This is a genomic window from Saliniradius amylolyticus (assembly GCF_003143555.1).
Classification (GTDB): Bacteria; Pseudomonadota; Gammaproteobacteria; order Enterobacterales; family Alteromonadaceae; genus Saliniradius; species Saliniradius amylolyticus.
Genome location: NZ_CP029347.1, coordinates 2,828,353 through 2,853,452 on the forward strand (window position 1 = coordinate 2,828,353; position 25,100 = coordinate 2,853,452).

The following is a 25,100-nucleotide window of genomic DNA, read 5'->3' on the forward strand; positions in this document are numbered from 1 at the left end:
GAGAATCATGAAACTCAATTGTGATCTTGGCGAAGGTTTTGGCAGCTGGAAGATGGGTCTGGACGATCAGGTCATGCCCTATATTGACCAAGCCAATATTGCCTGCGGTTTTCACGCCGGTGATCCCGATGTGATGGCCCATACCCTGGCGATGGCTGTGGAGCATGGCGTCGAGATTGGCGCCCATCCAGGCTATCCGGATATGCAAGGCTTCGGCCGTCGGTCTATTCCTATGACTACCGATCAAATTATCCATTGTCTGCATTATCAGGTAGGCGCTCTCGGGGCCTTGGCTGCGGCGCAGGGCGCCAGGCTTAGCTACGTCAAGCCGCATGGTGCCCTGTACAATGACATGATAAAAGATGACGCCATCTGTGATGCCGTGTTTGCCGCTTTAGCCTGCTACCCACAGCCACTGACTCTGATGATGCTGGCTACCGGCGATGCTACTCACTACCGCAACAAAGCAGAACAGTACGGCATCGAACTGTATCTGGAAGCCTTTGCCGATCGCCGTTATACCGAACACGGCTATCTGACCCCTCGCAGTGAAGAAGGCGCTGTTTTAGACGACGAGCAAACCCTGGAGCAAGTCCAGAGCCTGTTCAGCAAAGGTGTCGTGGTGGCGGCCGATGGTAGCGAGTTACCCCTTAACGCCGATACCCTGTGCGTGCATGGTGACAATCCGCACGCGGTTGCTATGGTGAAACGAATTCGGGAGCTGCTGTCATCACTATGAGCGCCTACCCTAAGATTTTCGATGCCGGAGAAGATGCCGTTATCGTCTATCTGGCCAAGAACCCTTGTACCGAAGTCTCCGATCAGATCGCGGCCATGCTTCCAAGGCTGCGTGAGCACCTGGGCGACTGTCTGGTGGACTTAATTCCCTCGTTCACCTCAATTCTGATCATCTACCGGCCATTGGTGCGAGACCATTATTATATCCATCGGGAAATCCGTGACGTCCTTACCGAATTGGGTGAGCATGAACACAAGGATGGTAAACTGGTCGAGCTGCCAGTGTATTATGGTAAAGAGGTGGGCTGGGATCTGGAGCGGATCTCCGACCGAACCCGCATCCCTATTGATGACATTATTGAACTGCACCAGCAACAGGAATATCGGGTTTACGCCATTGGCTTCTCGCCGGGCTTTGCCTATATGGGTGAAGTAGATGGTCGCATTGCCTCGGCCCGGCTGGAGACCCCCCGCAAGAAAGTTCCTCAGGGAGCAGTGGGCATCGCCGATCGCCAGACCGCTATCTACCCCAAGGCGTCTCCGGGCGGCTGGAATATCATCGGCCGTTGTCCGACCCCCATGTTCGATAAAACCGCCACCCGTCCGGTGCCGGTCAGCGTGGGCGACCGGGTGCGTTTTTACGCCATCAATAAAGAGACCTTCCTGGCCAAGGGAGGACAATTATGAATACCTTGCAGATACACACTCCGGGGATTATGGCTTTTGTTACTGACGGTGGCCGTTTTGCCCAGGCCCATATCGGGCTCAGTGCCGGAGGTCCGGCCGATCGTCCGGCCTTCGATATGGCCAACGCGCTGCTTGGCAATGATGCCAACGCCACCGCCATCGAAGTCACCATGGGGGGCCTGGAGTTCACCATCGACGCCGACACTATAATCTGCGTTACGGGCGCTCCGATGCCGCTGACCATCAATGACGAGCCCGCCCCCTTATGGCAGACCCTGCAATTGAAGCAGGGCGACAGGGTCGCTCTGGACTACTGTCAGAGTGGCGTTCGCAGCTATGTGGCCATAAAAGGTGGCTTTGACGTGACCGAGCAGTTTGGCAGTACCGCCACCGTTATTCGGGAAGGTATTGGCGGTCTGAATGGCGGACCACTTCAGCCCGGCGATACACTCAGCTTTCCCGCCACAGCCACCACAGACACGCCACTGAGGCGATTACCCGAGTGCTGGCGTCCCGAGTATCCGGACGAGCTAACCTTACGCATCGTGCCAAGCTATCAGGTGGATTACTTCTCGCCGGTGAATCGTCAGATTTTTTATACCAGTAGCTATAAGGTCAGCGATCAGGCTGACCGCATGGGCTATCGTTTGTCAGGCCCGGCCATTCCCTGTGACCTGACCGAGATGTACTCCGAGGGTATTGCCCCCGGGGCGGTGCAGGTACCCGGCGACGGTCAACCCATTGTGCTGCTCTGCGATCGCCAGACCATCGGTGGCTACCCCAAGATTGGCTCGGTGTTGTCACTGGATTGCGCGCGCTTAGCCCAATGCCGGCCCGGTGCCAGGGTCCGCTTCGAGGCCATCAGCGTCAACGAGGCACAGAGTCTGTTGCATCTGCAAAAGGTCAAACTGGCCAATATTCTTAATAAACTGGAGCCGGTGGATGAGTGAGGACAACCTGGGAGCCTTGAGCCACAGGCTGGAGGCCCTGCTGGTACAGCGTAACCTCAGGGGGATGCAACAATTGCAGGCCCAGATGCGGCCTGGTTACCTGCTTAGGGCTGCCCGGATACTGGCCGAGAATGTAGGGACCATTATTATCGGCACCGGTTTCCCGGTCACTACAACATTTGAAACTGATGGGCCTGTCGGGGCCATTGCCCTGTATCAGGCATTGCAAAAAGTGGGTTATACACCCGTTCTGGCCTGCGGCGATCCCTTGTTTACTGCCATCCAGAACGACTATCGCTGCCTGCAGCTTAAGGTTAACCAGCTGGATAGAGCCCGGGCCGAAACCCATGCGCACCTGGCCACACTAAAGCCCTCAGTGGTGCTGTCCATTGAGCGCCCCGGCTTATCGGCGGATAACCGCTACACCAATATGCGCGGAGAGGATATTTCCGAACGCTGCGCCTGTTTCGATTACTTTGTGCTGGACGCTGAGTGCCCCACCATTGCCATCGGCGATGGCGGCAATGAAATCGGTATGGGCAACCAGTACGATGCGCTACGAAAGCTAAATATTATTCCCTGCGCCACCGGCTGCGACGAGCTGGTGGTGGCCGATGTGTCCAACTGGGCGCCCTACGGCATTCTGGCCATGTTGGGTCAACTACTGGCTCGGGATCTGCTTGAGGATATAACGCCTAAGGCTATCCTGGAGTACCTGTCTGAAAGAGGCAGTGTCGACGGTGTCACTCGTGAGAACACCCTGACGGAAGACAGCCTGTGTTTTAGTGCGGGCGAGGCGTTAATCGCTGACATACGTCAGACTGTGGCGACCTTCCAGGATCAGAACAGTCCCAACTGAGCGGCGGTGATACGCTCAAAGTCCTCGCCGATGAACGGCAAAACCGCATCGGCCACTGGCCGAATCTGCCGCTCAATATAATGTTCGTAGTCAATGGCGCTACTGTGATACTCCAGTGGCTCGGGGCCACTCACAGTGATGAAGTACCGGATCCACCCCTTGCGCTGATATTGCCTGGGCTTACCTTGCTGCTGATTCAGACGGTCGGCTAAACGTGCGGCCCGAACATGGGGCGGAATATTGCGCTTATAATCATCCAACTTACGCCGCAGGCGCTTTCGATAAACCAGTTGCTCGTCACATTCCCCTGCGCGCACCCGTGCCACCAGTGTACGGATATAATCCCCCACCGGTTGTTGTTCGAATACACGCCTGTACAGCTCATGCTGAAACTGGCGGGCCAATTCGGTCCAGTCGGATCGAACCGACTCCAGGCCCTTAAACACCAGCTCAGTCTGACCATCCGGTGTTACCTTTAACCCTGCGTATCGTTTCTTACTACCCTGCTCAGAGCCCCGAATGGTGGGCATTAAAAAGCGTCGAAAGTGGGTCTCGAATTCCATTTCCAGATCGGACTCCAGCGCCAGTTCTTCGGCCAACTTGCTGCGCCAACGCTGATTGATCTCTTGCGCCAGGCGTCGACCGATTTGCCTGGCCTCTTTGTCGGTCACTGCCTGGTTTAACCACACAAAGGTCGAGTCGGTGTCGCCATAGATCACCTCATAGCCCTGCTCACGGATCCAATCGGCAGTGGTCTGCATGATTTCATGACCGCGCAGGGTAATAGAACTGGCAAGGCGGGTATCATAAAACCGACACCCCCCCGAACCCAGCACGCCATAAAATGAGTTCATTAAAATCTTGATAGCTTGAGAACGGGCCTGGTCACCGGCCTTTTTGGCCTCATCCCGCTGCTGCCACAGGCGCTGGATGATGGCAGGCAGAAAGTGTTGCTCGCGGGAGAAGGCCGCGCCCTTAAAGCCTGGAATTGCCGTTTCTGGTTGTTTCAACCCTTCCACCAGACCAAGGGGGTCGATCTTAAAGGTACGGATAATTGAGGGATACAGACTCTTATAGTCCAACACCAGCACATGGTCATAGAGGCCAGGTCTGGAGCTCATCACGTAGCCCCCGGGGCTGGCCAAACCTCCATCGGCAGGCAGGTTAGGGGCCACGTAACCGGCGCGATGTAACTTGGGTAAATACAAGTTGGTAAAGGCCGCCACCGAGCCGCCGGAGCGATCCAGCTCCAACCCCGTCAGCCGGCTGCGCAGCGCTAGAAACGGTAGCAGCCGGGTCTTACGCATTATATCTAACACCAGCTGGCAATCCTGACGATTGTACTTGGCCAGTTGACGTTTGTTGTGATGAAAGTTGTGCTCGATCTCACTCAGACGGTCCTGCACATTGTCTACCGCCTTACCTTTACCCAGCAGTGCCCGTGCCACCGATTCCAGGCTAAAGGAATCAAATTGATAGGTGGCCGTTTTCAGGGCATCGATGCCATCCACCACCACGCGACCGGCAATGCCAATAAAACCCAGCTCACTGTCACCTTGAGTTTCACGCCACTCAGGCTCACTGTTGTCTCGTCCCAATGTCAATGGAATGCCATACCTCCGGGCCCGCTTTAGCAGCAGGCGGAAGTCGAAATTAACCACATTCCAGCCAGTGATAATGTCCGGGTCTAATTGGTGGATTTGACTGACAAATGCTTGTAGTAAGTCGGCTTCGTGATCCAGCCAGACAATATCCTGACGCGTACTCTCGGGCTCACCAATCATCAGCACCCGACTAAACTGGGCGCCGACCAGACCGATACAATAGAGCTCTCCCTGGGCGCTGCATTCCACATCCAGAGACAAAACCTTAAAAGCCGGGATGGTCTTCGCCGGACTGAGCTTTGCATCGAGAAGCATAGGATAAGGTCCCGACTCGTCGGGCCTTCCGCTCGCCGTTACCGCACCATAGATAAAACGCTCCATCAGGATGCGATCCACCGGCCGGATATCCGCCTCATAAAGCACCAGCCCCTGACTCTGGAGCAGTTTTCTGGCCTGATAAAAGCTACGCGGCGAGTCAAAATAACAGGCAGAGACGGGCTGCTGCTCAAAGGTCGTCAGCTCCAGCGCCCGACAACCCGCCTTCAGGCCAGCCCGATTCAAGGTCTCTTCGGCCTGATTCTGTTGGCTGGAGACAATAAAAAAGCTCAGCTTTTGCGGCGCGCTCTGAACATAGGCAGGCCCCTCATCAGTTAAAAGCCAGAGGCCCACGGCGACGCCCTCAGGCGTTGACAGCAGGTGCCGGCTTAGAATAAAACCGCTGATGGTAGTGGACTGGGGCATCTTTCCTCCTCGGGCGAGGATTTTATCAGGAAACCGCCCACATTATTGCCAATTCCCTGAAAATCCCTCTAGTCTAATAACATGTGAATATGCGCCAGGAATAGTCTCCCCAATGTCGATCATTCAACAGTTAACCATCAAAAATGCGGTCGCAGGTGCTATGGTTATTGCCTTACTGTCGACCACAGCACTGTCCACCCTGATTAATATCAGTCAGTTTTCCAGTATGTTCTATGACGTCACCGAACAAGAGCATTTGCCCAACCTGGTGGGGCGAGCGAAAGCTCAGATACTGGAGCGCCTGCAACAACCCATCGCACTGTCTGAGGCCATCGCCAATAATACCTATGTACACCGCTGGGTAGCCCAGGGCGAGCCCGATGCCCAAAGAGGTGAGTTGATTGAGTTCCTTAATGATTTTGTTCGCGATTACAATGCAGTAGCAGCGTTCTGGGTCTCTATGCCAACAGGAAATTATTACAACCAGGATGGCTTGTTTAAGCAGGTATCCCGAACGGCAGAGCGCGACCAGTGGTTTTACGACTTTATGGCGTCGGGAAAAAGGACCGAGTTGGCCCTGGACGTATCAGAAAGTACAGGCGACTTAATCGTTTTCATTAATGCCAGGGTGACCAGTCGCAGCAATGGAGACATTGGTGCCGCGGGCCTGGGGTTCGATGTGTCCGACATCTCCAAGTTAGTGAATCAAACTCAGGTAGGTGAGAACGGCTACATGTTCCTGTTGGATGAGCAAGGCACTATCGCCGCACACCGAAATAATGCTCTGATTGGCAAGTCAGTAAAAGCCGTCTCGCAGTATCGAAACATCCATTCCGAGATACTTCGGAGCAGCGGCGAATTCAGAGTTTTTCAACGGGATGTGGGCGATATTGAACAGTACATTGCCGTTACAGAGTTAGAGCAACAGGGCTGGAAGATCGTCACCTTATTGCCGCGCTCGGAAGTCAGCGGACAGGTAAACGGTATCATCGGCTTATCCACCGCCATTACGTTGGTTATCGCCGCACTGTTTATTGGCTTGGCCTTCGTATTTGCCCGCAAGGTCAGTGCTTCTGTGCAATCGGTGGCCGACAGCTTAAAGCGCATGTCCGGTGATGGTGGCGACCTCACTCAAAGACTGGACGACAGTGCCGACAATGAACTGGGCCAACTGGCCGCAGGTTTTAACGCTATTTTGGCCAAACTTGCCGATTTGGTCAGCGAGATACAGAGCTCGGAGCAGGTCATCACTCAGGGAATGGAAAAGCTTGAACAGGGGGCTAACCAGACCGTGTCAGATTCCAGCTCACAGAAGGCACAGACCGAGCAGGTAGCCACCGCCATGAACCAAATGGGGCAGACGATCAGTGAAGTGTCTTCGGTGGCACACAAAACGGCCACCGATACGGAGCAGGCGGTGTCAGAGGTAAATCAAACCAATACCACCATGCTCGATGTTGCCACAACCATGCATAACCTGGCGACGGCCATGCAGAGTACCGAGCAGATCATGAGCGAATTGGCGAATCAGGCTGAATCGATTAACTCTGTGGTGGATGTGATCAGTGGTATTTCAGAACAGACTAATCTGTTGGCTCTGAATGCAGCTATTGAAGCGGCCAGAGCAGGCGAGCAGGGCCGTGGCTTCGCCGTAGTCGCTGACGAAGTACGGACACTGGCCAGCAGAACTCAGGACTCTACTGCCGAAATCCGCGATCAGATTGAGCAGTTGCAGTCTTCGGCGATACAGTCGAAGCAAGCGATTGTCCAGGGAGCCGAGCAAAGTGCCGATTTGTCACAACAGGCCCAGAGCTGCACCGACTCCTTGTCGGCCGTCAAAGCGAAATTTGAACAAATTAATGATGGCAACCACCAGGTGGCATCAGCAACCGAGCAGCAAGCCTCCGTGGTCGAACATATCAACGAATCGGCCCAAATTATCGCCGATACCGCGTCCAGCATCTATGACAACGCCGAAACGGACCTGGCCGAGATCAAGCGGCTTAAAGAACAAGCACTGCACATGCAAGCGGTGGTCAGGCAGTTTAAGGTCTAGACCTCGGAGCACTGTTTAAGCGGGGCAGCAAGCGCCCCGCGAAGCCTTGTTTAGTCAGGTCAGGGCCGGCATACCCGCCTGCCACCAGCCAAGCAAGTCAGACTCAGGCATGGGCGGTGCGTAATAATAGCCCTGACCGACATGGCAGCCGTTGCGCTTTAGGTAATCCCAGTCTTCTTTCTTTTCGATGCCTTCGGCAACAATACTAAGCCCAAGTTTATTGCACATAGACAGGGTACTTTCGAAAATGACCTGTAAGTGCTTTTTGCTGGCGATACCTTCTATAAGACTGCGGTCGACTTTAAGCTCGGTGAAGGGGATCTGGGTCAATTGCTTGACCGACGAATGGCCGGTACCAAAGTCGTCAATGGACAGACCGCAACCGGACAAGCGCAAACGCGTTAGAATGGATAGCGCCTTTGCCATATCCGTAATCACTTCAGACTCGGTGACCTCAAAAATCATGTGCTCGGTATCAATCTTGGACTGTTGTATTAGATCTAAGACGTCCTGCGAGAACTGATCATTATCAAAAGACACCGCCGACAGATTGACTGAGACCTTAGTATCCAGGCCTAACTCCATCCAACGCTGTTGCTGCGTCGCCGCCAGTTGCACCACTTCATAGCTAAGCCGGTCAATCAGGCCATTTTGCTCACATTGAGGGATAAAATCCCCAGGGAAGATGATGTCTCGCTCGCCTCGCCTAAGACGCACCAAGGCTTCCACTCCACTGAGTTTGCCGGTTTGCATACTCATTTTAGGCTGGTAGTGTAATACGAAATTCCCTTCATCCAGCGCCTGTTCCAGTTCTTCCAGAGGCACTGATTTTGAATTTTTCGTCGTATCGGTACTGATGCTTTGACTGGCCTGACGAAAATAATCCTCCATCTGCTGTTTTAGCAATGCCTCTGTGAGCGGTTTTTGCACTCCTCCCAACACCCACAGGCCCGCTGTTCGCGCCATTAATTCTACGGCGGAGATCAGACTCTGTTCGCGACCACTGACGATAATCAGCGCCGAATGCGTCTGACGACTCGCCAACAAGTTAATCATTTCTATACCATTGAGATCCGGCATCTCCAGGTCGCATATTAAAATATCGTAGTCGTGCTCGCGCTCATCGATCATATCCAACGCGACACGGCCGTTTTCAGCCCCTTCAACTTCAGTGGCGCCGACCGCACAGCACAGATCCATTGTAAATTGCCGCTGCGCGGCACTGTCTTCAACGACTAATACTGACAATTGTCCCATCGATTCAACCTACTTTGTCTGACTGTACTGGACAATAAGTTCTGCCACACTGTCCAGAGGAATCACATTACCCTCGGGAACAGCCTGACGCTTGATAGCTTCTTTAGGCATACCGAATACCACACTGGTGGCCTCATCCTGAGCATAGGTCATCGCGCCGGCCTCACGCATTTCCAGTAGCCCCCTGGCACCATCATCGCCCATACCGGTAAGAATAAAACCAACGGCATTTTTGCCCGCTACCTTGGCGGCGCTTTTAAATAGCACATCCACTGAGGGACAGTGTCGATTCACTGCAGGCCCGGGCTTAACCCCAACATAGTAAAAGGCGCCGCTGCGTTTAAGGCTCATGTGTTGCGCTCCAGGGGCAATCAGAGCAAGCCCCGGGCGGACACGGTCGCCGTCTTGCGCTTCCTTTACCTGAATCTGACAGAGCTTATCTAAACGACTGGCGAAGGCGGCGGTAAATTTCTCCGGCATGTGCTGGACAATCACCATGCCTGGTGCAGTCACCGGCAAACGTGTGAGAATCTGCTCCAATGCCGAGGTGCCTCCGGTAGAGGTACCAATGCACATGACGCTCTCGGTAGTCTTGGCCATCGAGGTACGTTTGACAACGGGCGTTCTATGCTCGCGGTCGTTACCACTACCCACCTTAGCATTCTTAGGCTTAGCCTGGGCGGCGGTACGCACCGCCTCCACCAGCTGAGCCTTGGTGCTCTGCAGGAAGCCCTTAACACCAACCTGGGGCTTAGTAAAAATCGACACGGCACCCGCACTCATGGCCTCCAGAGTGGTTTCGGCACCTTCCTCGGTCAGCGAGGAACAGATCACCACAGGCGTGGGCCGCGAGGCCATAATCTTTCGCAGGAAGGTAATGCCGTCCATGCGTGGCATTTCCACATCCAGAGTAATGACATCTGGCCAGTTGCCACGCATTTTATCCACGGCAAAATACGGGTCCGCCGCCGCACCGATCACCTCGATATCCGGCTGCTCATCCAGAATACTGGTCAGCATCTGACGGACAACCGCCGAGTCGTCGACCACTAATACACGAATCTTGTCTTTACTCATGCCGTCTTAACCCCACTGAAGGTCTCTACATTAACTTCACCACTGTCGGCATTGAACTTAACCCGGCGGCCATTGATGCCCCCCACATCCTGTAGGGATATGGAGTAGCCATAATGCTCAAGGAAACGAAAACCGTAGTCGACATTACGCTCACCAACCCGGTAATGGGCTGACAGTCCCTGAGCGTTGGCGCTTGTCGCGCCTCCAATCAAACTCACTTCAAGTTCAGCAGGGTCTATCCCGCGTCTCAGAACGTGTTTATGAAAGCTCGGCAAGATAAAGCTGCCATAACGCCCTACCAGTTCAGGACTGGGACGTGAGGTTTCGCCCACCATCAAGTAGTGGCACATGGCATAAAAACGCTTAGCCGGATCAAACATGATCACCGATACGCAGGACCCCAATACCGTTGAATAAAGGCGCTGACTGGCATTACCGATAACAAACTCGCCTGGGGCGAGATACACTTTCTTATTCATGAGTTCCTATGGCTTGTAGTGATAGCATCCGGCTTTTACCTGCTTTAAACGCTCGTCATATCCACTGATACTTTCCGAGTGCCCCACCAGTAACCAACCATTAGGCTTCAGGTTTTTGATGACGTTCTGCACTATCTTTTGCTTGTCCGGTAAAGAAAAGTAAATCAATACGTTACGTAAGAAGACCACATCAAAGGGCCCCAAACGACGTTCGGGATTGATCAAGTTCAGGGTACCGAAATTCACTTTACTGCGAAGCTCATTCCGAATCCGGAACAGTCCCGCATCCTTGCCTTTCCCCTTTACACAACTCTCCTTTAAATATTCCAGCGGGATTTTTTTTGCCGCGGATAAGGGATAAATGCCCCGCTTTGCATCCTCTACTACCTCGGTATTGATGTCAGTTCCCTCTATTTCCCACTGGCCATGCTTGCCGAAATAGCGACTAAGAATAAACGCCGTGGTATACGCTTCCTCTCCGGTAGAGGATGCGGCACTCCAGACTTTAAATGGTTTTCGTGGGTCGGTATCCGGTAAGATGCGCTGCTCTAAAAAGTCATAGTGAGGCTTTTCCCGGAAAAAATAGGTTTCGTTGGTGGTCAACAGATTGATCGCCACCTGGTGCTCCACCCCGTTTTCTGCCGACTCTAACAGCTCAATATAAGCTCGAAAGTCAGTTAGTGATAACTGGCGCAAGCGTTTTTGCAAACGCCCACTGACCAAGGTTTTTTTTATGTCACCGAGATGAATACCGGCCTTGCGATATAACCAATCCCGGATAACGCCAAAGTCACGGTCTGACAGAACAACTGAATCCACTCGTGCGATTCCTCTATGTCATCAATCCAGAATCAGAAGTTCTCAAAGTCAAAGTCATCGTCTTTCGATGCCTGCGTTTGCTTGCCAGCACTCTGATTCTGGTTAGAACCAGCCGCCTTGTCTTCCGTTCTACTCGACTTGCCCGCGGATGGTCGTTTCACATAGGAGGATGAACGACTCCGGGTATTCAGCTTGTTACTGTCTACCTGAAAAAACTCCATCATTTCCTGTAATTCTACAGCCTGGCCAGTCAGTTCCTCAGACGTGGACGACAGCTCTTCGGAAGATGCTGCGTTTTGCTGCGTAGCATTGGTGATCTGGCCTATAGCAGAATTAATTTCCTCTGCCCCGGTGGCCTGCTCACTGCTGGCTGCGGCGATTTCCTGAACCAATTCGGCGGTTTTCTGAATCGACGGAACAATTTCTTCCAGCAGCTTGCCAGCGTCTTCAGCTAAGCCCACAGAGCTGGTAGCCACTTCACCGATCTCCTGAGCTGCGGTTTGACTGCGTGCCGCAAGCTTACGCACTTCAGCCGCCACAACAGCAAAGCCTCGGCCATGTTCACCAGCGCGACCGGCCTCAATGGCGGCGTTTAACGCCAGCAAGTTAGTCTGATAGGCAATATCGTCGATAATGCTGATCTTATCCGCGATCTGGCGCATGGCAGAAACCGTTTCCTTAACCGCTTCGCCGCCTTTGATGGCGTCCTGTGCACTCTTGTTGGCTATACCATCCGTTACCTTAGAATTCTCATTATTCTGGTTGATGGACGCACTCATCTCTTCCATGGACGCCGATGTTTCTTCTACGCTGGAGGCTTGCTCAGAGGCCGCCTGACTGATGGACTGAGAGGTTGCGCTCATTTGCTCTGAGGCTGAGGAAAGGTTGTCTGCTGACGCACGTACCTGGGCGATAATATCGCTCAGCTTCTCAACCATGCGGTTAATAGCCGCCAACATGCTTGAGTTATCGCCGGGATTAAGATCGATTTTAACCGTCAGATCCCCATTTGCTACGGCGTTTACTACCCGCTCAGCGTAAGCAGGTTCACCCCCCAATTGTTTGACCAGACTGCGGGTAATGATCACACTCAGCACAATACTGACAATAATACTCACCGCGATGAGTATGATGTTGATGGTCATAGAGGTCGTATAACTTGCCGCTGAATCGTTGTATTCCTGCTCGGCCACTTTCAACTGCACTTCTACCAGGGCGGAAAAACGATCAGAAACCGGTTCAATTACCGGATAAAGACGGTTCAGCACAAAGCTCTCTAACGCTATCTCATTGCGGTTCTCGAACATGCGCAGCAGGTCATTAACCGCATCATCGGCGTCTCTGAGTAACGGCTTTATTTCATTGACCAGGCGCTGTTCCTCAGAAACAAGTTGTGTCGCCAGGTAGGCACTCCAGCGTTGCTGGATAACGTCTCTGGCCTGTTCGACGTTATCGGCGCCCTTATCCCACGACATGCCGCCGTTACGAACTTTATGGGCGGTGTCGACAATATTTACCGCATACATATCGGCGATGGTCTTCAGGTCTCTCAACGGCACGACTCGGTCTTTATACACCGTAGTCATTGCATCGTGCTCGCCCTTCATACCGATAATGCCCATCAAACCGGCAATGATCAGCAGAGCAGTTAACACACTTGCCATCAAGGCAAGACGAACCGCAACTTTCATATTCTTAAACATATATCCCCCAGTCTTACCCTATTCTGAAACCACGTTGTCGATAATGGCGGCCATTTCTTCTACCGATAGCACCTTGTCCCCATGCAGCAGAATGACAAACTGTTCACCCACATTAACCACTCCCTGAATAAACTGAGCTCGGATCTTGGCTCCGAATGTTGGCGGAGGCTCGATTTGCGAAGGCTCAATCTCCAATACTTCGTTTACCGCATCCACCACCACTCCCATCGTCACTCTGGTGTCTTCATGAGGCACTTCCAGAATCACGATGCAGCTACGATGTTGAATTTCGGTGGCATCCTTACCGAAACGTAATGACAGGTCGATCACCGGTACCACATCACCGCGCAGGTTCAGTACTCCTTTAACAAAGTCAGGCATCAGAGGAATCCCCGTAACATTGCTGTACTCGATGATTTCCTTCACCGAGTTAATATTGATGCCGTAGTGCTCTCCTTTGAGCACAAAGGTCAAATACTGATGCAAGTGACTCCCCTCCGTTTCAAGTTCACTTAGCTGATTAAGTTCACTCATGCTTCACCTTTAGTCACCTTGGTGACAGTTGTTGCGTAACGATGACTCTCGCGACTGGAGGCCAGCTCGATCAATTGCGGCACATCCACAATAAAGCCAATATCTCCCGAGCCCAGGATGGTGGTCCCCCCAATTCCCTTGATCGCCCGAAACATCTCACTCATGGGCTTGATCACCGCCTGTAACTCACCATGCAGCTCATCCACCACAATACCGGCTTTCTGCTCGCCAAAGTGCACAACCACTATGTGTTCCCGGTCGACCTTACCGGCTGGCAGCTCAAGAATTTCTCTCAGCTTCACGAAAGGTAAAACTTCGTTGCGCAAGTTCAGATAATTGCGGTCCTCTGACAGCTGCTCAGCGGTAAATTCCAGGCATTCCTGAATCATATTGACCGGTATCACGAAAGGCTTGTCGCCCACCGACACCTGGAACCCATCAATGATGGCCAGGGTCAGCGGCACCCGTATACGGAAGGTCGTTCCCTTTTCCAACTTAGACTCTATCGACACCTGACCGCGGAGCTCTTCAATATTTCGTTTAACCACGTCCATCCCCACACCACGACCCGATAAGTTTGTTACTGCCTCGGCTGTGGAAAAACCGGGTTCGAAGATGAGTTTGTAAGTTTCCTCTTCGGTTAAACTGGCATCCGGACTGATCACCTCACGCTCAATGGCTCTGGCACGCAACTTTTCCGGATCCAGGCCAGCGCCATCATCAATGATTTCAATTACTACCGCGCCGGCTTCATGGTAGGCTTTTAAATGCAGGTTCCCTGCTGCAGGCTTACCCCGATACTGACGCAACTCCCGGGGTTCAATGCCATGGTCGATGGCATTGCGGACAATATGCATAAGAGGGTCGGACAGCTTCTCGACCATCGTCTTGTCCAGCTCAGTTTCGGAACCAGAAATATGCAGCTCTATTTCTTTACCCAGTTCTTTGGATACGTCACGGACAATACGTTTTAAACGACCAAAGGACTCGCCCACCTGAACCATCCGCAAACTAAGGGCGCCATCGCGAATTTGTTCGATCAGATAAAACATACTGCCGAAGGATTCGGACAACTTTTCGTCTTCTTGCTGCTTGACCAGGATCTCGTTGGCCGCCCCTGAAGTCACCAGCTCACCAATCAGGCCGATCAGGTGATCCAGCTTTCTTGAGTCCACCTTCAAAAACTGCATCTTCACCGGCCGCTTATGCGAGGCTGATTTCTGCTTACTTAAAGCCGACTCCACCATTTCCTTATTGACGGCCCCCTGTTTGACCAGAGTTTCTCCCAGAGGCTCGGCCTCGTTACTTTGCTGCAAGGACTCGCGCTGCGTATTCAGCGCCTGCTGCAATTCTCTTCGGGTCACCGCGCCGGCATTCACCAAAACCTCACCAACCCGCTCATCATCTCCTTCATAACTGGATACTTTCTCCAGATAGGTATTGGGGGCCCCGATACGAACAACGCTGTTCTCCTGAATAAACTCGAACACCTCTTCGATGTCCTGCTTGCTGGCATCGGACTCCAGTTCAATCTCGACACTCAGATAGCAGGACTCCGGATCGAACTCATCCACCGATTCCGGAAAGCGAGTCTTAAGCTTTACGTCGGCAATGCAGCCCAGTGTTTGCAGAAAACGCAACTGAGAACAGGGATCCATGCCATCGCGAAACACATCCTCGCCATACTCAATGCGGATATGCCAGAAGCTGTCATACCCTTCAGGCTTCTCGCCTGGCTGTTCAACCTCATGGTCATCCGCGGCCTCCAGCTCGCTGGCTTCATCACTCGCGCCCTGGCCTTCTAATACCCTTGCCAGTTTAGTGAGCAAGGCTTCGCCCTCGGCTCTCGGCGGCTCTTGCTCAGGTTCCGATAATGACTGAATCAATCCCTGCATATGCCGGTGGCAGTCCAGCATTAATTCCAGCAGGCTTTCATCCAGTTCTAGCTGGCCGGCACGCACCTTATCCAGTGCGTTTTCCACACTGTGTGTGAAAGCAACAATATTGTCGTAACCGAATAACCCCGCAGAGCCTTTAATGGTATGGGCCGCCCTGAAAATGGCGTCAATATGCTCTTCGACACTGACCTCTCCGCTCTCTATCTCGAGCAGGCAACTTTCCATGGTCTCAAGCAGTTCTTCCGCTTCATTGATGAACAGTTGCTGGGCCTGATCCATATCCATAAGCGACTCCTAGTGTTCTGCCTGCGATCCAGAATGGTCGGCGAAATCCTCAGGTATCTGATACAAATTAAATACCTGAGTAATGACATCGTTGTCACCCAGAATTAGTGAAAACTCCCTGTCCGCCTTGATCATCTGCTGCAGTAGCCAAAGCACCAATTGCAGTCCTGCCGAATCAAAGTCCTGCACGGCAGTTAGGTCCAACAGCACTTTGTCTGTCTTGGCTGCCAGTACCGGCTTTGTCGCCTCAGCGCATTCCGCCACATTGAATATGGTCAGCTCTTGATCCGCTTCTATCACGCTAAAGTCGGCTTTCTGCGAACAGGTAAATGCCATACACCCCCCTAGGGAAGAATCAACTTATTGACCGCCGCCAACATCTGATCTGCTTTAAAGGGCTTGACCACCCAGGCTCTGGCCCCCGCTGCCTTACCGGCGGCTTTTTTCTCCTCAGCACCTTCCGTTGTCAGCATGATCACTGGCGTGAATTTATAGGCTGGCAGCTTTTTCATCTCGCTGACAAAGGTAATACCATCCATATTGGGCATATTGACGTCGGATATCACCAGATGAATTTTCTTACCATCCAGCTTGGAAAGAGCATCCTTACCGTCGACGGCTTCGATCACATCAAAGCCCGCGCCCTTCAGGGCAATACCAACAACCTGTCGAATGCTGACAGAATCGTCGACGATCAGTATGGTTTTAGCCATAAAGACGTTGTCTCCTAGTTTTCGTAGTTCTTAGGTTAAAAGAAGGTGATCTCATCTTCCTTCTGAGCCCTCTGGTTTTGATGGCTTCCTCCATCATGCAGTGCTGCCTGTTCCATGGTGGTATAGGTGCTCTTAAGCTCACCCAGCCATTCGTTCACATTCACCAGCGTCACATCCTGCCCACGCTGATAGGCGTCCCGATGGTCTTCCAAACGTTCCGTCAACCGGCTCATATCCTGCTCAACATGCCCCATAATCTGGGATACCCGATCCTGGAACTGAAGACCCACCAGAACAGCATTAATATCCTGTTGCACAGACTCGTTGGTACTCTCCAAATCCTGTGCCGACTGAATGATGCTCTCACCAACCTGATGAAACCGTTGGATTACCCCAGAGACTTTTTCTTCTGCATCTGCCAGATGCTTTTCATCTTCCCCAGCCAGTTCATTGGTGCGGGAGAGAGTTTTTTGTAAGGTACTGTTGGCCTGCTCAATACGTTTGGTAATGCGAGCCCCGGTTTCACCTGACCGGGTAGAGAGTGTGCGCACTTCATCAGCCACCACCGCAAACCCTCGACCTTGCTCACCCGCTCGGGCAGCCTCAATGGCAGCATTTAACGCCAAAAGATTGGTTTGCGAAGCAATACCAGCGACCTCAGCACCCATTTCCATTAATTCATCCGTAATCGCCGCCAGTTCACCGATCTCTTTTAATAACTCGTCTCGATTGACCATCGCATGACGCAACACCTCGGTGATCTGCTTGAGATCCTGCTCGGCCGCATTAATCACCTGACTGAGTCCCTGCTGTCCGTCCATCCCCTGAGTAGAGGAGTGGGAAGCTTTTACCGAGGCCTGGAGGCGATCGTTAATCTGAGTGAAGTTCTGCACCAGGTCGTTAATATTGGTTTCGACCTGATCACTGACCAACTCTTGCAGGCCCTTCCACAAAGGCACCAGAGCCAGAAATAATTCCTGATAATTTTGTACCAGAGCCTCGGCCTGAGAAGCTTCTGAATCCGGTTTTTCCACCTGTTGGGCCAGCGCTTGCTGATAGGTTTGCCATTGGGAGTAGTCTGTAAACAGGGCTGTTACTAACAAGCCTAGACTTAAAATCACTAATAAGCTTGTGACCAGAGTCATACCTTGTAACACCAGTAACGCCAGTGCGGGGAGCACTATGGCCATTAGGGTTAACCAGAGTGAAGGTCGCTGGAAATACCCGTTTCCCGAGGGTTGTTGCGCATGATTCATTAAGCTCTTCTTCCACTAAATAAAGCCCCTTCCAAGAGGCAAAAAAACCCAGCGACTGCTGTAACGGCATCTTTCCATTAGATTTTAGTATTCCATATAATCTATAGCATGTCATACAGGAGTTGATGAAATTTTGACTAATAAACCTAAGAGTTAAGGGAAAGACAGCGAACAGTGTTATATTATTTAATAACTGATAGACTCGAAGCGTTTGCCTGACAAGCGCATATGAAGGCTGGGCGATAAAGATTTTCATGGCCGCAGAGAGTGCCCTAGCTGTCAATCTTTAGTATGTTTAATAGCACACTTAGAGACACCTAGCAGAATACCGAAAAACGACATTTGATCTGTATCAAATTGTAGCCTTATATGCCGATGGTGTGCTTTGGGGAATTACTCACCAGAAACCCGTCAATCAGGATGAATATAGACAACAGACTTAAAGCAAAATGAGCCAAAGAGGCTGTTTATGCCCAAAGAATATTTTAAGTGAATAGCGCTACAAGGAGGAGTCGATGAACGACACCCTGTCTCGTCATCAGATGCTTACCAGCAAGGCCTGGAAGGAGCATATCAAGCCCGGACATAAGTTTGATATCCAATTATTGGATCACTCCCGAACTCGATTTTTCAGTTCGTTAGTCGGCCACCACAGCGGCGAATTTATGGTGTTTCAGTTTGACTCTTCCCTTCTTCCTTCATCGGTCGCGCTTACCGGCATGGTGGTGATCGGCCGCTTTATGATCGAGGGCGAAGTGGGCGCCTGTTATGCCTTTAAGTCCGAAGTGACACACACGCTGAAATATCCGTACAGTACATTTTTTATCGGCTTTCCCGATGAAATCCAGCATCGGCCGATTCGGGAGACAAAACGGCGCACTACGGATATGCCTGCTCAGATCACAGTCCGAAAAAAGCACAGCCGCAGCTCACCGCTCATCCAGGGCCGCATCAGCGACATCTCCGAAGGCGGCTGTCGGTTCATTTTTGAAGAGCCAACCAGCAGCAAAACGGTAAAACACCTTCCGATTCAGGTCGTGTTTGAGCATCAGGCAGAACCCTGCAGTGTGGATGGCATTATCCGCAACTCAAAGCGAACCGAGGACGGCCTGCTGTCAGTGGGAATTGAATTTGAAAGTGCGCCACCAGAAACGGTACTGGCAAGCATCTGATGCTTCCTTCTCACATAAAAAAGCCTGCGTTCAGCAGGCTTTTTTATGTGAATGGGCGTCTTGCCCAGGATTGTCTGCGCTCAGTTTTCAGACTCCGTCAGGGTCATTGACTTAATGGTGTTGGCTTCAATGTCCTCATTACTGAAATAGATCGGGCGTAGCTGTGGCTGCTGTGAGTATAGCTCCGTCTGATCCAGGTAATGATCGGACTGAATGTCTCGCGACTGAGAGTAAGTCAGAATGCCATCCGCGTCAGGCCCCTCGTCGGTAAACTCAAGGGCAAACTTCCAGCTAGAACCATAAGTAATATGATAGCCGCCCGCTTCATCACTTAACTCTGAGCCTTCCATTTTCTCATAGGTATGGCGCGGAAGCAGGGTGCCATCATTGCCCATGTTCGCCCGATAGACGTTAAAGCCACCCTCGTAGTTCATGGCGCCCCCCAGGGCAAACGATTACCCGATGGCGATCCATCAGGCAGAGAACGTTCCACAAACTGAACGTCTGCCAACGTCGCAGCCGGATCCAGCCCCGCTTCCACAATACGCTGCTGTGCTACGGCTAGCTGACGCATGACAATGCTGTTCGCATCCAACTCTCGTGGGGTATTTGTGGGATCCGCTGGGTTAAAAGCCACCTGCCATTGCGGGTCTTTTCCAAACTCAATAGCAAACTCACGGAACATCATGCCGCCGGCACTTGCCTTATTCATCGTACCATCCCATAGCACCAGAGCATCACAGGCAGGCTTAATACTGACAAGCTCATCGCCCACCAGCACCGGCTGGACACCCTGGGCGGTGCAAGCCGCCAACAAAGGCTCTAATAACTCTTCTCCCAGGAAGTTACGATTGTCCGTCAACGCCGCCACCAGATCATCTTTCGCCAGCGTCTCTTTTTCTGCCAATAGCTTCTGTCCCATCCGAGAGCGGTAGCTTTGTTCAACTCCAGTGGGGCCGAACAAGGGCGACAGTTCAAGTGGCGCTGCCGGATTACTCAGCCAGTAACTGTTATTAGAGTTTTGCACGAAATCGGTGCGTTCCAGTTGTGGTGCCCGTTCGAAAGGGATTTTACCGTCAGTCATAAACAGGGCCGAGTCACCCGGCACAATGGGCAGCCCCGCCGCATCACTCAAACGCTGATGGAAAAGGTCATTCTGCCAGGCCTCCACTGCGTCTGGTGACAGATTGGGCACCGAGGAACCATCGGTATAGAACGCATTGCCGTCTTTGTCCACCGCCATGGCGTTATTAAATACGATGCCTGTCTCCTGCTCGAATACCGCCTTATACTCGTCCATATTGCGGGCCCGGTTTAGCCCCAGCCAATGATCGAAGATATCGAAGTTAGGCAGGTTCGCGTCGTTAATGGTGTATGCCACCGCATCGCCGGTAAAGTCTGTCCCCCAGGGCAGTTGTCCCGGTACCACAATAACCGGGCCAAATTGAGTGTGATAGCTGGTTTTCTCCAATGTCACGAAGCTACCTGGGCCTGTAGCCACCTGAATTTGGTGGGTCTTAGTAGTCATTGCCACCGGCTCGCCGTCCACCATATAGCTGGTACCCGCAGTATCGTCCGGGTTCAGCTTCAGGCGGTGTAAGACAAAGTGCTCAGCGGTAGAAAACGTATGGGTCCAGCCCACATTTTCATTAAAGCCGATGTTAACGATTCCGGGCATACCCGATAAAGAACCGCCCACGACTTTCAATGAACCGGGAACTTCAATACCAAACTGCCAGAAACGCTGATTACCCGTATGAGGGAAGTGCGGATTTGCTAACAACATCCCTTTGCCAGAGGCGCTCTTGTCTTTACCTATCGCCCAGCCGTTTGACCCCGCCTCAGTGGGATTAGGATCGGGAATCCCTCGTACCGAAATATTGGTTTTCACCGGTTCAGCAACCGCCCCCGCGACGGGCATAGGCTCGAAACTTTGGCCCGGAGGTGCGGCAATAAACATGGTCTGAACAAAGTTAGCCGCCCCCGGTAATAAGGCAACCCCCTGAGAGAAAGTCAGCAGATCCATGGGGGTAATGGGTTGTACCCAAGGCTGCCCCGCACAACCAGGGTCGATATTAGCACTGCCGGTGCGAGCCAGATATTCGTTATAGCCCTCGGCATAACCATTCAGTAAGGCCTTAGCTTCGTCACTCAGGTCCTCGAAGTGCTGCTCGGCGTTATCGCGAATGCCCAGCGCCAGATAACCAAAGTCATTGACCAGATTGGCGTTATCAGTTGTTCCCGGTGTGTGGGGCCCAAAATATAAAGAACGTTTTGAATTAAACCTTACAATCTGGTCGGCGAGAATACAGATGTTGTCGTTGGCAAAGGCATACCCCACTCCAAAGCCCAGGCTTTCTAAGTTATCGGCCTTAACATAGGGTACGCCATAATCGGTCCAGTTGATCTGAGCGGTCAGTGCCTGTCCTTCAGGCGCGAAGGTAGCAAGCTCTGGCTGAGGTGGCAGGGACTCGGGTTGCTCAGTAGCTGGCGGTTCTGGCACTTCTACTGCCAGCTTTGAGTCACTGTCGAAACAGGCCGATAAGCCCACTATGGCCGCTGCCATCAGGCTAAGGCGAAACACGGGATTGCGATATTCCATTGGCGTATCCTTGGTTAGGGTTCTTTATCAACATTTTTATAACAATCACTCAGTATTGCCCACTACTGGTCGGTCCTGCAATTCCAAAGTGTCATTTGGTCCCAAATAAACCAGTCACTGACTTCTCAACCGATCGTTAATCGGCGTCGCTATTAAGCTCTGGCATGGCCCGTTCCACAATCGCCCCGGCGTCGATAGCGCTGGGCAGGGTTCCATATTGATGATAGCGGTCGGAGGTCAGCCGCGCGGACACAAAGGCTTCGGCGATAAAACCTTCACCATAACTTATTAAAGTCTGCGCTTGCCACAACAGGGCCAACTGCTCCATTAACTGACGGGCGCGGGCTTCAATACCCTGCTGCTCGGCCAGCTGTTGTTTCAGTTTCTCTAACGCCCGGTCAAATGAGGTGTACTCACCACAGCCCTTTTCCAGTTCAGCCAGCAACGCATTTAACGTGTCCGGTTCACGAGTCAGTATTCTCAGTAAATCCAGACACTGCACATTCCCCGATCCTTCCCAAATCGAATTGACCGGCGCCTCACGATACAACCGGGCGGTGACATTCTCATCTACATAGCCGACTCCTCCGATGCACTCCATGGCTTCATAGGTGTGTTGAATGGCCCGCTTACAAATCCAGTACTTGCCAATACTCGTCGCGCTGCGCACCAGCGCCGCTTCAGCCGGGTTGTCCCGGTTATCCAGAGCATGGGACATGCGCAGGCTAATGGCTAACGCGGCTTCCCACTCCAAGGCCAAATCGGCCAACACATTGACCATCAATGGATGCTGATGCAGATTCTTGCCGAAAACGTTGCGGCCGGCGGTATGCCAGATGGCCTCCTTGGCGGCCTGAGCCATTAAAGCGGTAGAGCCAAGCATACAGTCGTAACGGGTCAGCGCCACCATCTGAATAATGGTGGCCACTCCGCGACCCTCTTCACCTAACAACCAACCGTGCGCCCCGCGAAACTCCACCTCGGAGCTGGCGTTAGACTGGTTACCCAACTTACTTTTCAGCCTTTGAATATGCATAGGATTCTTATTGCCATCCTCCCGCCAGCGAGGCACCAGGAAGCAGGACAGCTTGTCATTCACTTGAGCGAGCACTAAGAAGCCATCACACATGGGCGCCGAGCAGAACCATTTATGCCCCACTAAGCTGTAGAGATTACCCGGCCCGGACTGGTCAACGGGCACAGCTCGCGTGGTGTTGGCTCGCACGTCAGAGCCCCCTTGTTTCTCCGTCATCGCCATACCGATAGTCAGACCAGATTTGTCAAACCAGGGCCGGTTACTGCCGTCGTAGGCCTTGGTGAGGATCTTAGGCACCCAGCGCTCTGCCACATCAGGCTGCACTGAAATCGCCGGGATACTGGCAAACGTCATGGTTAACGGACAGCCGGAGCCGGGATCGGCCTGAGTATGCAGGTACGCCATGGCCCCGCGAACCACATGGGCGCCCGGGCGCTTATCGGTCCAAGGCAAAGCACAGTGCCCCTGCTCAATGGCATGGCTCATTAACTGGTGATAGGCCGGATGATAATCAACCCTGTCGATACGCTGACCAAAACGATCATGGGATTGAAACTCGGGCAGGTGCTTATTGGCCTCAAACCCGGCGGCAAGCAGTTCATGACCGACCTGATGACCAAAACGGGATAAGTGCTCTTCGCCCCACTGGCCACCAAATTGTGTCACCCAGTAGCGCAGCAGAGTGTCGGTGGTATAAGCATTATAATTTTCTAAGGGCGAGGGCTGGTTGATGACCTCATGAGTTTGTGCCGTAACATCGGCGAACTGTTCAGACATGGGGGTATTCACTTTCCGGAACCGATACCACCAATCTAGCAGAAAGCCGAGAGGTTAGACCAGAAGCTCACTCAGTCTGATTCGACGGGCTCCATATTCTGCTGATTCAACTGCTGCCGGTACTCTGCCAGTTCCTGGGCCTGAGTAGAAGACAGTTTAGCGTCAGCCAGGAGTTTGTCGCAGGATTGCATTAATTCAAGCTGTTCGGACAGGTCATCGCCTCGCTCTGCCATTTTTGCCAATACTTTAAGGGTGCTCAGGGCTATTTGGGTACTGCTTGGAGACAGCGTTAACGCCTTTTGCAGAGACGACAGAGCCTGCTCCAGACGATCCTGTTTATAGTAAGTGGAGGCCATATCGGAGAGTTCTTTGGGCGAGAAATGGATTGCCTGGCGTTCATCGAGTTCCTGTTCGAGGTAACGCTGAATAATATGGCCGGAGAAAGTGTCGTCGGTCACATGTTTTTGCATCTCCCTGAGCAACGCCACCGCCTTTTCCCGGTGCCCGGTTTCATGCCAAAGCTTAGCCAGATCCAGGTTTTCCTCAAAGGCGGTATTGGACTCTGGCCGATGAATCTGCTCCAGTTTTTTCTCTGCACCTTTCTTATCGCCCCGGCTTACCATTAGTCTCGCCTCTAACACCAGCAGTTGGTTGATAAACTCTTCGCCTGGGTAACTCTTTTGCAATTGATAAAGGTGGCGCTCGGCCGTTCGGTTCAGTTGATGGCTTTGTTCTTCGTCACTGGCTCCGGACAAATCAATCCCTGAACGCAGCATATTCAGGGTCAACTGGGGCGAATCATGGATGGAGTTTTTAGCAAACCTGGCCATGTGTGTGGTAGCTACATACTGGCCCTCACGATCGTGATTCAGCCTGGCCAGGTCCCAGGCCCGCCGGTTACGTTCGATGTTGCGAGGTGACAGCTTTACCGCGGCCTGAATTTCTTCATAAGCGCGCGGGTAGTCGCCCTCATCCACATAATAGTTAGCCAGAAGGTCGTGCACACTGCAGCAGGTATCTTTACGTTTCTTCAGCGCGGCGACGTTTGCTTCGGCCTCTTCGATCTTGCCCTGCTTCAATAAACAATGCGTGAGACCAATATGCACCCAACCAAAATTTACCGACTTCAAAAGTGTTCGATAATAAGCCTCGGCGTCCTTGTATTCCCCCAGCTGACATAAGCAATCGCCGATCAGACGATTTAGCTTTGCCTGATAGGCCTTAAACTGCTCGTCTTTAAGGTAGCGCTCAGCGTAGTAGATGGCTCGCGAATACTCGCCCTTATCGGAGCAATAAAAGGGGTTAAAAAGCTTTCGTCGGGTGTTTAAAATACGTCCCAGGCGTTTTTCTATCTTGCGCAAATCCAGCGGTTTCGACCAAAAGTCATCAGGCTGCATCTCTACTACGCTGTGTACCAACGTATTGTCCGTGTCGGCGCTGAGGAATATTACGCAGGTGGACTTTTTCACAAAGCCTTTAAATTTCAACTCTTCCAACAGATGAAAGCCATCCTTGTCGGCATTCAGGTCGAACGAAATCAATACCAATTCGAAATCCCGCTGACGAAACTCAGAGATCGCCTGGTGGGCGCGATCTGCCCCCCGAATATAGGGCACGCCGATTCGATACAAGGTGTTTTTTAATGAGTCACGCACCAGCGCCTGCTGATCAATAATGATGGCACTGAGCTGGTCGACGGACTTAGGCTTGGGAATTTCGAACATAGGGCTTTAAGTTTACTACAAGTCTTGGCAACAGCAACGCAGCAAGAGTCCTTTAACCTGAATACCATATTATATCGTCTAAATATTCGGCGCGTTATCCATAAAACAAGACTAAGTGACTATCTTTTGTGGG

The 25,100-nt window shown here is 52.3% G+C and carries 21 protein-coding genes; 6 read left to right on the top strand and 15 right to left on the bottom strand.

Going from position 1 to position 25,100, the window contains the following annotated elements; all coding sequences use genetic code 11:
- The first annotated feature begins 7 nt into the window (after positions 1-7).
- The 4 genes from HMF8227_RS13240 to HMF8227_RS13255 are packed head-to-tail and all read left to right on the top strand — an operon-like array spanning position 8 to position 3,234.
- Positions 8-739, top strand: coding sequence for a 5-oxoprolinase subunit PxpA (locus HMF8227_RS13240; RefSeq protein WP_109340632.1), 732 nt, complete (start codon positions 8-10; stop codon positions 737-739).
- The gene (gene pxpB, locus HMF8227_RS13245) at positions 736-1,425 is read left to right on the top strand and encodes a 5-oxoprolinase subunit PxpB (protein WP_109340633.1); all 690 of its coding nucleotides are present in this window, start codon (positions 736-738) and stop codon (positions 1,423-1,425) included. Before HMF8227_RS13240 ends, pxpB begins: the two co-directional genes overlap by 4 nt.
- Positions 1,422-2,375: a 5-oxoprolinase subunit C family protein gene (locus HMF8227_RS13250; RefSeq protein ID WP_109340634.1), complete on the top strand. Its 954-nt coding sequence runs from the start codon at positions 1,422-1,424 to the stop codon at positions 2,373-2,375. Before pxpB ends, HMF8227_RS13250 begins: the two co-directional genes overlap by 4 nt.
- Positions 2,368-3,234, top strand: coding sequence for a glutamate cyclase domain-containing protein (locus tag HMF8227_RS13255; protein ID WP_109340635.1), 867 nt, complete (start codon positions 2,368-2,370; stop codon positions 3,232-3,234). The genes HMF8227_RS13250 and HMF8227_RS13255 overlap by 8 nt, the downstream gene beginning before the upstream one ends.
- Here HMF8227_RS13255 and HMF8227_RS13260 read toward each other — a convergent pair.
- Complete coding sequence (locus HMF8227_RS13260) at positions 3,216-5,579, bottom strand: DNA polymerase II (protein WP_109340636.1); 2,364 nt, start codon at positions 5,577-5,579, stop codon at positions 3,216-3,218. The two genes, HMF8227_RS13255 and HMF8227_RS13260, sit on opposite strands and share 19 nt — an antisense overlap.
- A gap of 112 nt (positions 5,580-5,691) precedes the next feature.
- Between HMF8227_RS13260 and HMF8227_RS13265 the strand changes: the two genes are divergently transcribed.
- Positions 5,692-7,635 carry a methyl-accepting chemotaxis protein gene (locus HMF8227_RS13265; RefSeq protein ID WP_109340637.1) on the top strand — a complete coding sequence of 648 codons (1,944 nt, stop codon included), beginning with the start codon at positions 5,692-5,694 and terminating at the stop codon, positions 7,633-7,635.
- A 54-nt stretch (positions 7,636-7,689) separates the two neighbouring features.
- Here HMF8227_RS13265 and HMF8227_RS13270 read toward each other — a convergent pair whose 3' ends face one another.
- From HMF8227_RS13270 to HMF8227_RS15210, 10 genes are read right to left on the bottom strand one after another with little or no spacing between them, the layout of a single operon-like run.
- Entirely contained in the window at positions 7,690-8,892 is a 1,203-nt protein-coding gene (locus HMF8227_RS13270) for an EAL domain-containing response regulator (RefSeq protein WP_109340638.1), read from the bottom strand.
- A 9-nt stretch (positions 8,893-8,901) separates the two neighbouring features.
- A complete protein-coding gene (locus tag HMF8227_RS13275) occupies positions 8,902-9,969 on the bottom strand; it encodes a protein-glutamate methylesterase/protein-glutamine glutaminase (protein ID WP_109340639.1) in 1,068 nt (355 codons plus the stop codon).
- On the bottom strand, positions 9,966-10,448 hold the full coding sequence (locus HMF8227_RS13280) for a chemotaxis protein CheD (protein WP_109340640.1): 483 nt from the start codon (positions 10,446-10,448) through the stop codon (positions 9,966-9,968). Before HMF8227_RS13280 ends, HMF8227_RS13275 begins: the two co-directional genes overlap by 4 nt.
- Before the next feature lie 6 nt (positions 10,449-10,454).
- Positions 10,455-11,267, bottom strand: coding sequence for a CheR family methyltransferase (locus tag HMF8227_RS13285; protein ID WP_109340641.1), 813 nt, complete (start codon positions 11,265-11,267; stop codon positions 10,455-10,457).
- A 32-nt stretch (positions 11,268-11,299) separates the two neighbouring features.
- The gene (locus tag HMF8227_RS13290; RefSeq protein WP_109340642.1) at positions 11,300-12,970 is read right to left on the bottom strand and encodes a methyl-accepting chemotaxis protein; all 1,671 of its coding nucleotides are present in this window, start codon (positions 12,968-12,970) and stop codon (positions 11,300-11,302) included.
- Between the two features lie 18 nt (positions 12,971-12,988).
- Complete coding sequence (locus HMF8227_RS13295; protein WP_109340643.1) at positions 12,989-13,504, bottom strand: chemotaxis protein CheW; 516 nt, start codon at positions 13,502-13,504, stop codon at positions 12,989-12,991.
- Positions 13,501-15,687, bottom strand: coding sequence for a chemotaxis protein CheA (locus tag HMF8227_RS13300; RefSeq protein WP_109340644.1), 2,187 nt, complete (start codon positions 15,685-15,687; stop codon positions 13,501-13,503). The genes HMF8227_RS13295 and HMF8227_RS13300 overlap by 4 nt, the downstream gene beginning before the upstream one ends.
- Positions 15,688-15,696: 9 nt before the next feature.
- The gene (locus HMF8227_RS13305) at positions 15,697-16,023 is read right to left on the bottom strand and encodes an STAS domain-containing protein (RefSeq protein WP_109340645.1); all 327 of its coding nucleotides are present in this window, start codon (positions 16,021-16,023) and stop codon (positions 15,697-15,699) included.
- 8 nt (positions 16,024-16,031) lie between these two features.
- Positions 16,032-16,400: a response regulator gene (locus HMF8227_RS13310; RefSeq protein WP_109340646.1), complete on the bottom strand. Its 369-nt coding sequence runs from the start codon at positions 16,398-16,400 to the stop codon at positions 16,032-16,034.
- 35 nt (positions 16,401-16,435) lie between these two features.
- Positions 16,436-17,656 carry a methyl-accepting chemotaxis protein gene (locus HMF8227_RS15210; RefSeq protein WP_109340647.1) on the bottom strand — a complete coding sequence of 407 codons (1,221 nt, stop codon included), beginning with the start codon at positions 17,654-17,656 and terminating at the stop codon, positions 16,436-16,438.
- 515 nt (positions 17,657-18,171) lie between these two features.
- Between HMF8227_RS15210 and HMF8227_RS13320 the strand changes: the two genes are divergently transcribed.
- Positions 18,172-18,828 (top strand): PilZ domain-containing protein, encoded by a 657-nt coding sequence (locus tag HMF8227_RS13320; protein ID WP_109340648.1) that lies wholly within the window; start codon positions 18,172-18,174, stop codon positions 18,826-18,828.
- Positions 18,829-18,908: 80 nt separating this feature from the next.
- Here HMF8227_RS13320 and HMF8227_RS15275 read toward each other — a convergent pair whose 3' ends face one another.
- The 4 genes from HMF8227_RS15275 to HMF8227_RS13335 form a co-directional block, all read right to left on the bottom strand.
- Positions 18,909-19,262 carry a penicillin acylase family protein gene (locus HMF8227_RS15275; protein WP_275425506.1) on the bottom strand — a complete coding sequence of 118 codons (354 nt, stop codon included), beginning with the start codon at positions 19,260-19,262 and terminating at the stop codon, positions 18,909-18,911.
- Positions 19,259-21,430, bottom strand: a complete 2,172-nt coding sequence (locus HMF8227_RS13325; protein WP_275425507.1) for a penicillin acylase family protein — start codon at positions 21,428-21,430, stop codon at positions 19,259-19,261. The genes HMF8227_RS15275 and HMF8227_RS13325 overlap by 4 nt, the downstream gene beginning before the upstream one ends.
- 136 nt (positions 21,431-21,566) lie before the next feature.
- Positions 21,567-23,243, bottom strand: a complete 1,677-nt coding sequence (locus HMF8227_RS13330) for an acyl-CoA dehydrogenase family protein (RefSeq protein WP_109340649.1) — start codon at positions 23,241-23,243, stop codon at positions 21,567-21,569.
- Between the two features lie 71 nt (positions 23,244-23,314).
- A complete protein-coding gene (locus tag HMF8227_RS13335; protein ID WP_109340650.1) occupies positions 23,315-24,967 on the bottom strand; it encodes a response regulator in 1,653 nt (550 codons plus the stop codon).
- Positions 24,968-25,100 lie beyond the last annotated feature (133 nt).

What these genes read in the sequence shown, in the direction of transcription:
- HMF8227_RS13310 (WP_109340646.1), bottom strand. Translation starts at nt 16,400, where the DNA reads ATGGCTAAAACCATACTGATCGTCGACGATTCTGTCAGCATTCGACAG.
- HMF8227_RS13280 (WP_109340640.1), bottom strand. Translation starts at nt 10,448, where the DNA reads ATGAATAAGAAAGTGTATCTCGCCCCAGGCGAGTTTGTTATCGGTAAT.
- pxpB (WP_109340633.1), top strand. Translation starts at nt 736, where the DNA reads ATGAGCGCCTACCCTAAGATTTTCGATGCCGGAGAAGATGCCGTTATC.
- HMF8227_RS13300 (WP_109340644.1), bottom strand. Translation starts at nt 15,687, where the DNA reads ATGGATATGGATCAGGCCCAGCAACTGTTCATCAATGAAGCGGAAGAA.
- HMF8227_RS13335 (WP_109340650.1), bottom strand. Translation starts at nt 24,967, where the DNA reads ATGTTCGAAATTCCCAAGCCTAAGTCCGTCGACCAGCTCAGTGCCATC.
- HMF8227_RS15275 (WP_275425506.1), bottom strand. Translation starts at nt 19,262, where the DNA reads ATGAACTACGAGGGTGGCTTTAACGTCTATCGGGCGAACATGGGCAAT.
- HMF8227_RS13240 (WP_109340632.1), top strand. Translation starts at nt 8, where the DNA reads ATGAAACTCAATTGTGATCTTGGCGAAGGTTTTGGCAGCTGGAAGATG.
- HMF8227_RS13320 (WP_109340648.1), top strand. Translation starts at nt 18,172, where the DNA reads ATGAACGACACCCTGTCTCGTCATCAGATGCTTACCAGCAAGGCCTGG.
- HMF8227_RS13305 (WP_109340645.1), bottom strand. Translation starts at nt 16,023, where the DNA reads ATGGCATTTACCTGTTCGCAGAAAGCCGACTTTAGCGTGATAGAAGCG.
- HMF8227_RS13330 (WP_109340649.1), bottom strand. Translation starts at nt 23,243, where the DNA reads ATGTCTGAACAGTTCGCCGATGTTACGGCACAAACTCATGAGGTCATC.
- HMF8227_RS13275 (WP_109340639.1), bottom strand. Translation starts at nt 9,969, where the DNA reads ATGAGTAAAGACAAGATTCGTGTATTAGTGGTCGACGACTCGGCGGTT.
- HMF8227_RS13270 (WP_109340638.1), bottom strand. Translation starts at nt 8,892, where the DNA reads ATGGGACAATTGTCAGTATTAGTCGTTGAAGACAGTGCCGCGCAGCGG.
- HMF8227_RS13260 (WP_109340636.1), bottom strand. Translation starts at nt 5,579, where the DNA reads ATGCCCCAGTCCACTACCATCAGCGGTTTTATTCTAAGCCGGCACCTG.
- HMF8227_RS13265 (WP_109340637.1), top strand. Translation starts at nt 5,692, where the DNA reads ATGTCGATCATTCAACAGTTAACCATCAAAAATGCGGTCGCAGGTGCT.
- HMF8227_RS13255 (WP_109340635.1), top strand. Translation starts at nt 2,368, where the DNA reads ATGAGTGAGGACAACCTGGGAGCCTTGAGCCACAGGCTGGAGGCCCTG.
- HMF8227_RS13250 (WP_109340634.1), top strand. Translation starts at nt 1,422, where the DNA reads ATGAATACCTTGCAGATACACACTCCGGGGATTATGGCTTTTGTTACT.
- HMF8227_RS13295 (WP_109340643.1), bottom strand. Translation starts at nt 13,504, where the DNA reads ATGAGTGAACTTAATCAGCTAAGTGAACTTGAAACGGAGGGGAGTCAC.
- HMF8227_RS13325 (WP_275425507.1), bottom strand. Translation starts at nt 21,430, where the DNA reads ATGGAATATCGCAATCCCGTGTTTCGCCTTAGCCTGATGGCAGCGGCC.
- HMF8227_RS15210 (WP_109340647.1), bottom strand. Translation starts at nt 17,656, where the DNA reads ATGAATCATGCGCAACAACCCTCGGGAAACGGGTATTTCCAGCGACCT.
- HMF8227_RS13290 (WP_109340642.1), bottom strand. Translation starts at nt 12,970, where the DNA reads ATGTTTAAGAATATGAAAGTTGCGGTTCGTCTTGCCTTGATGGCAAGT.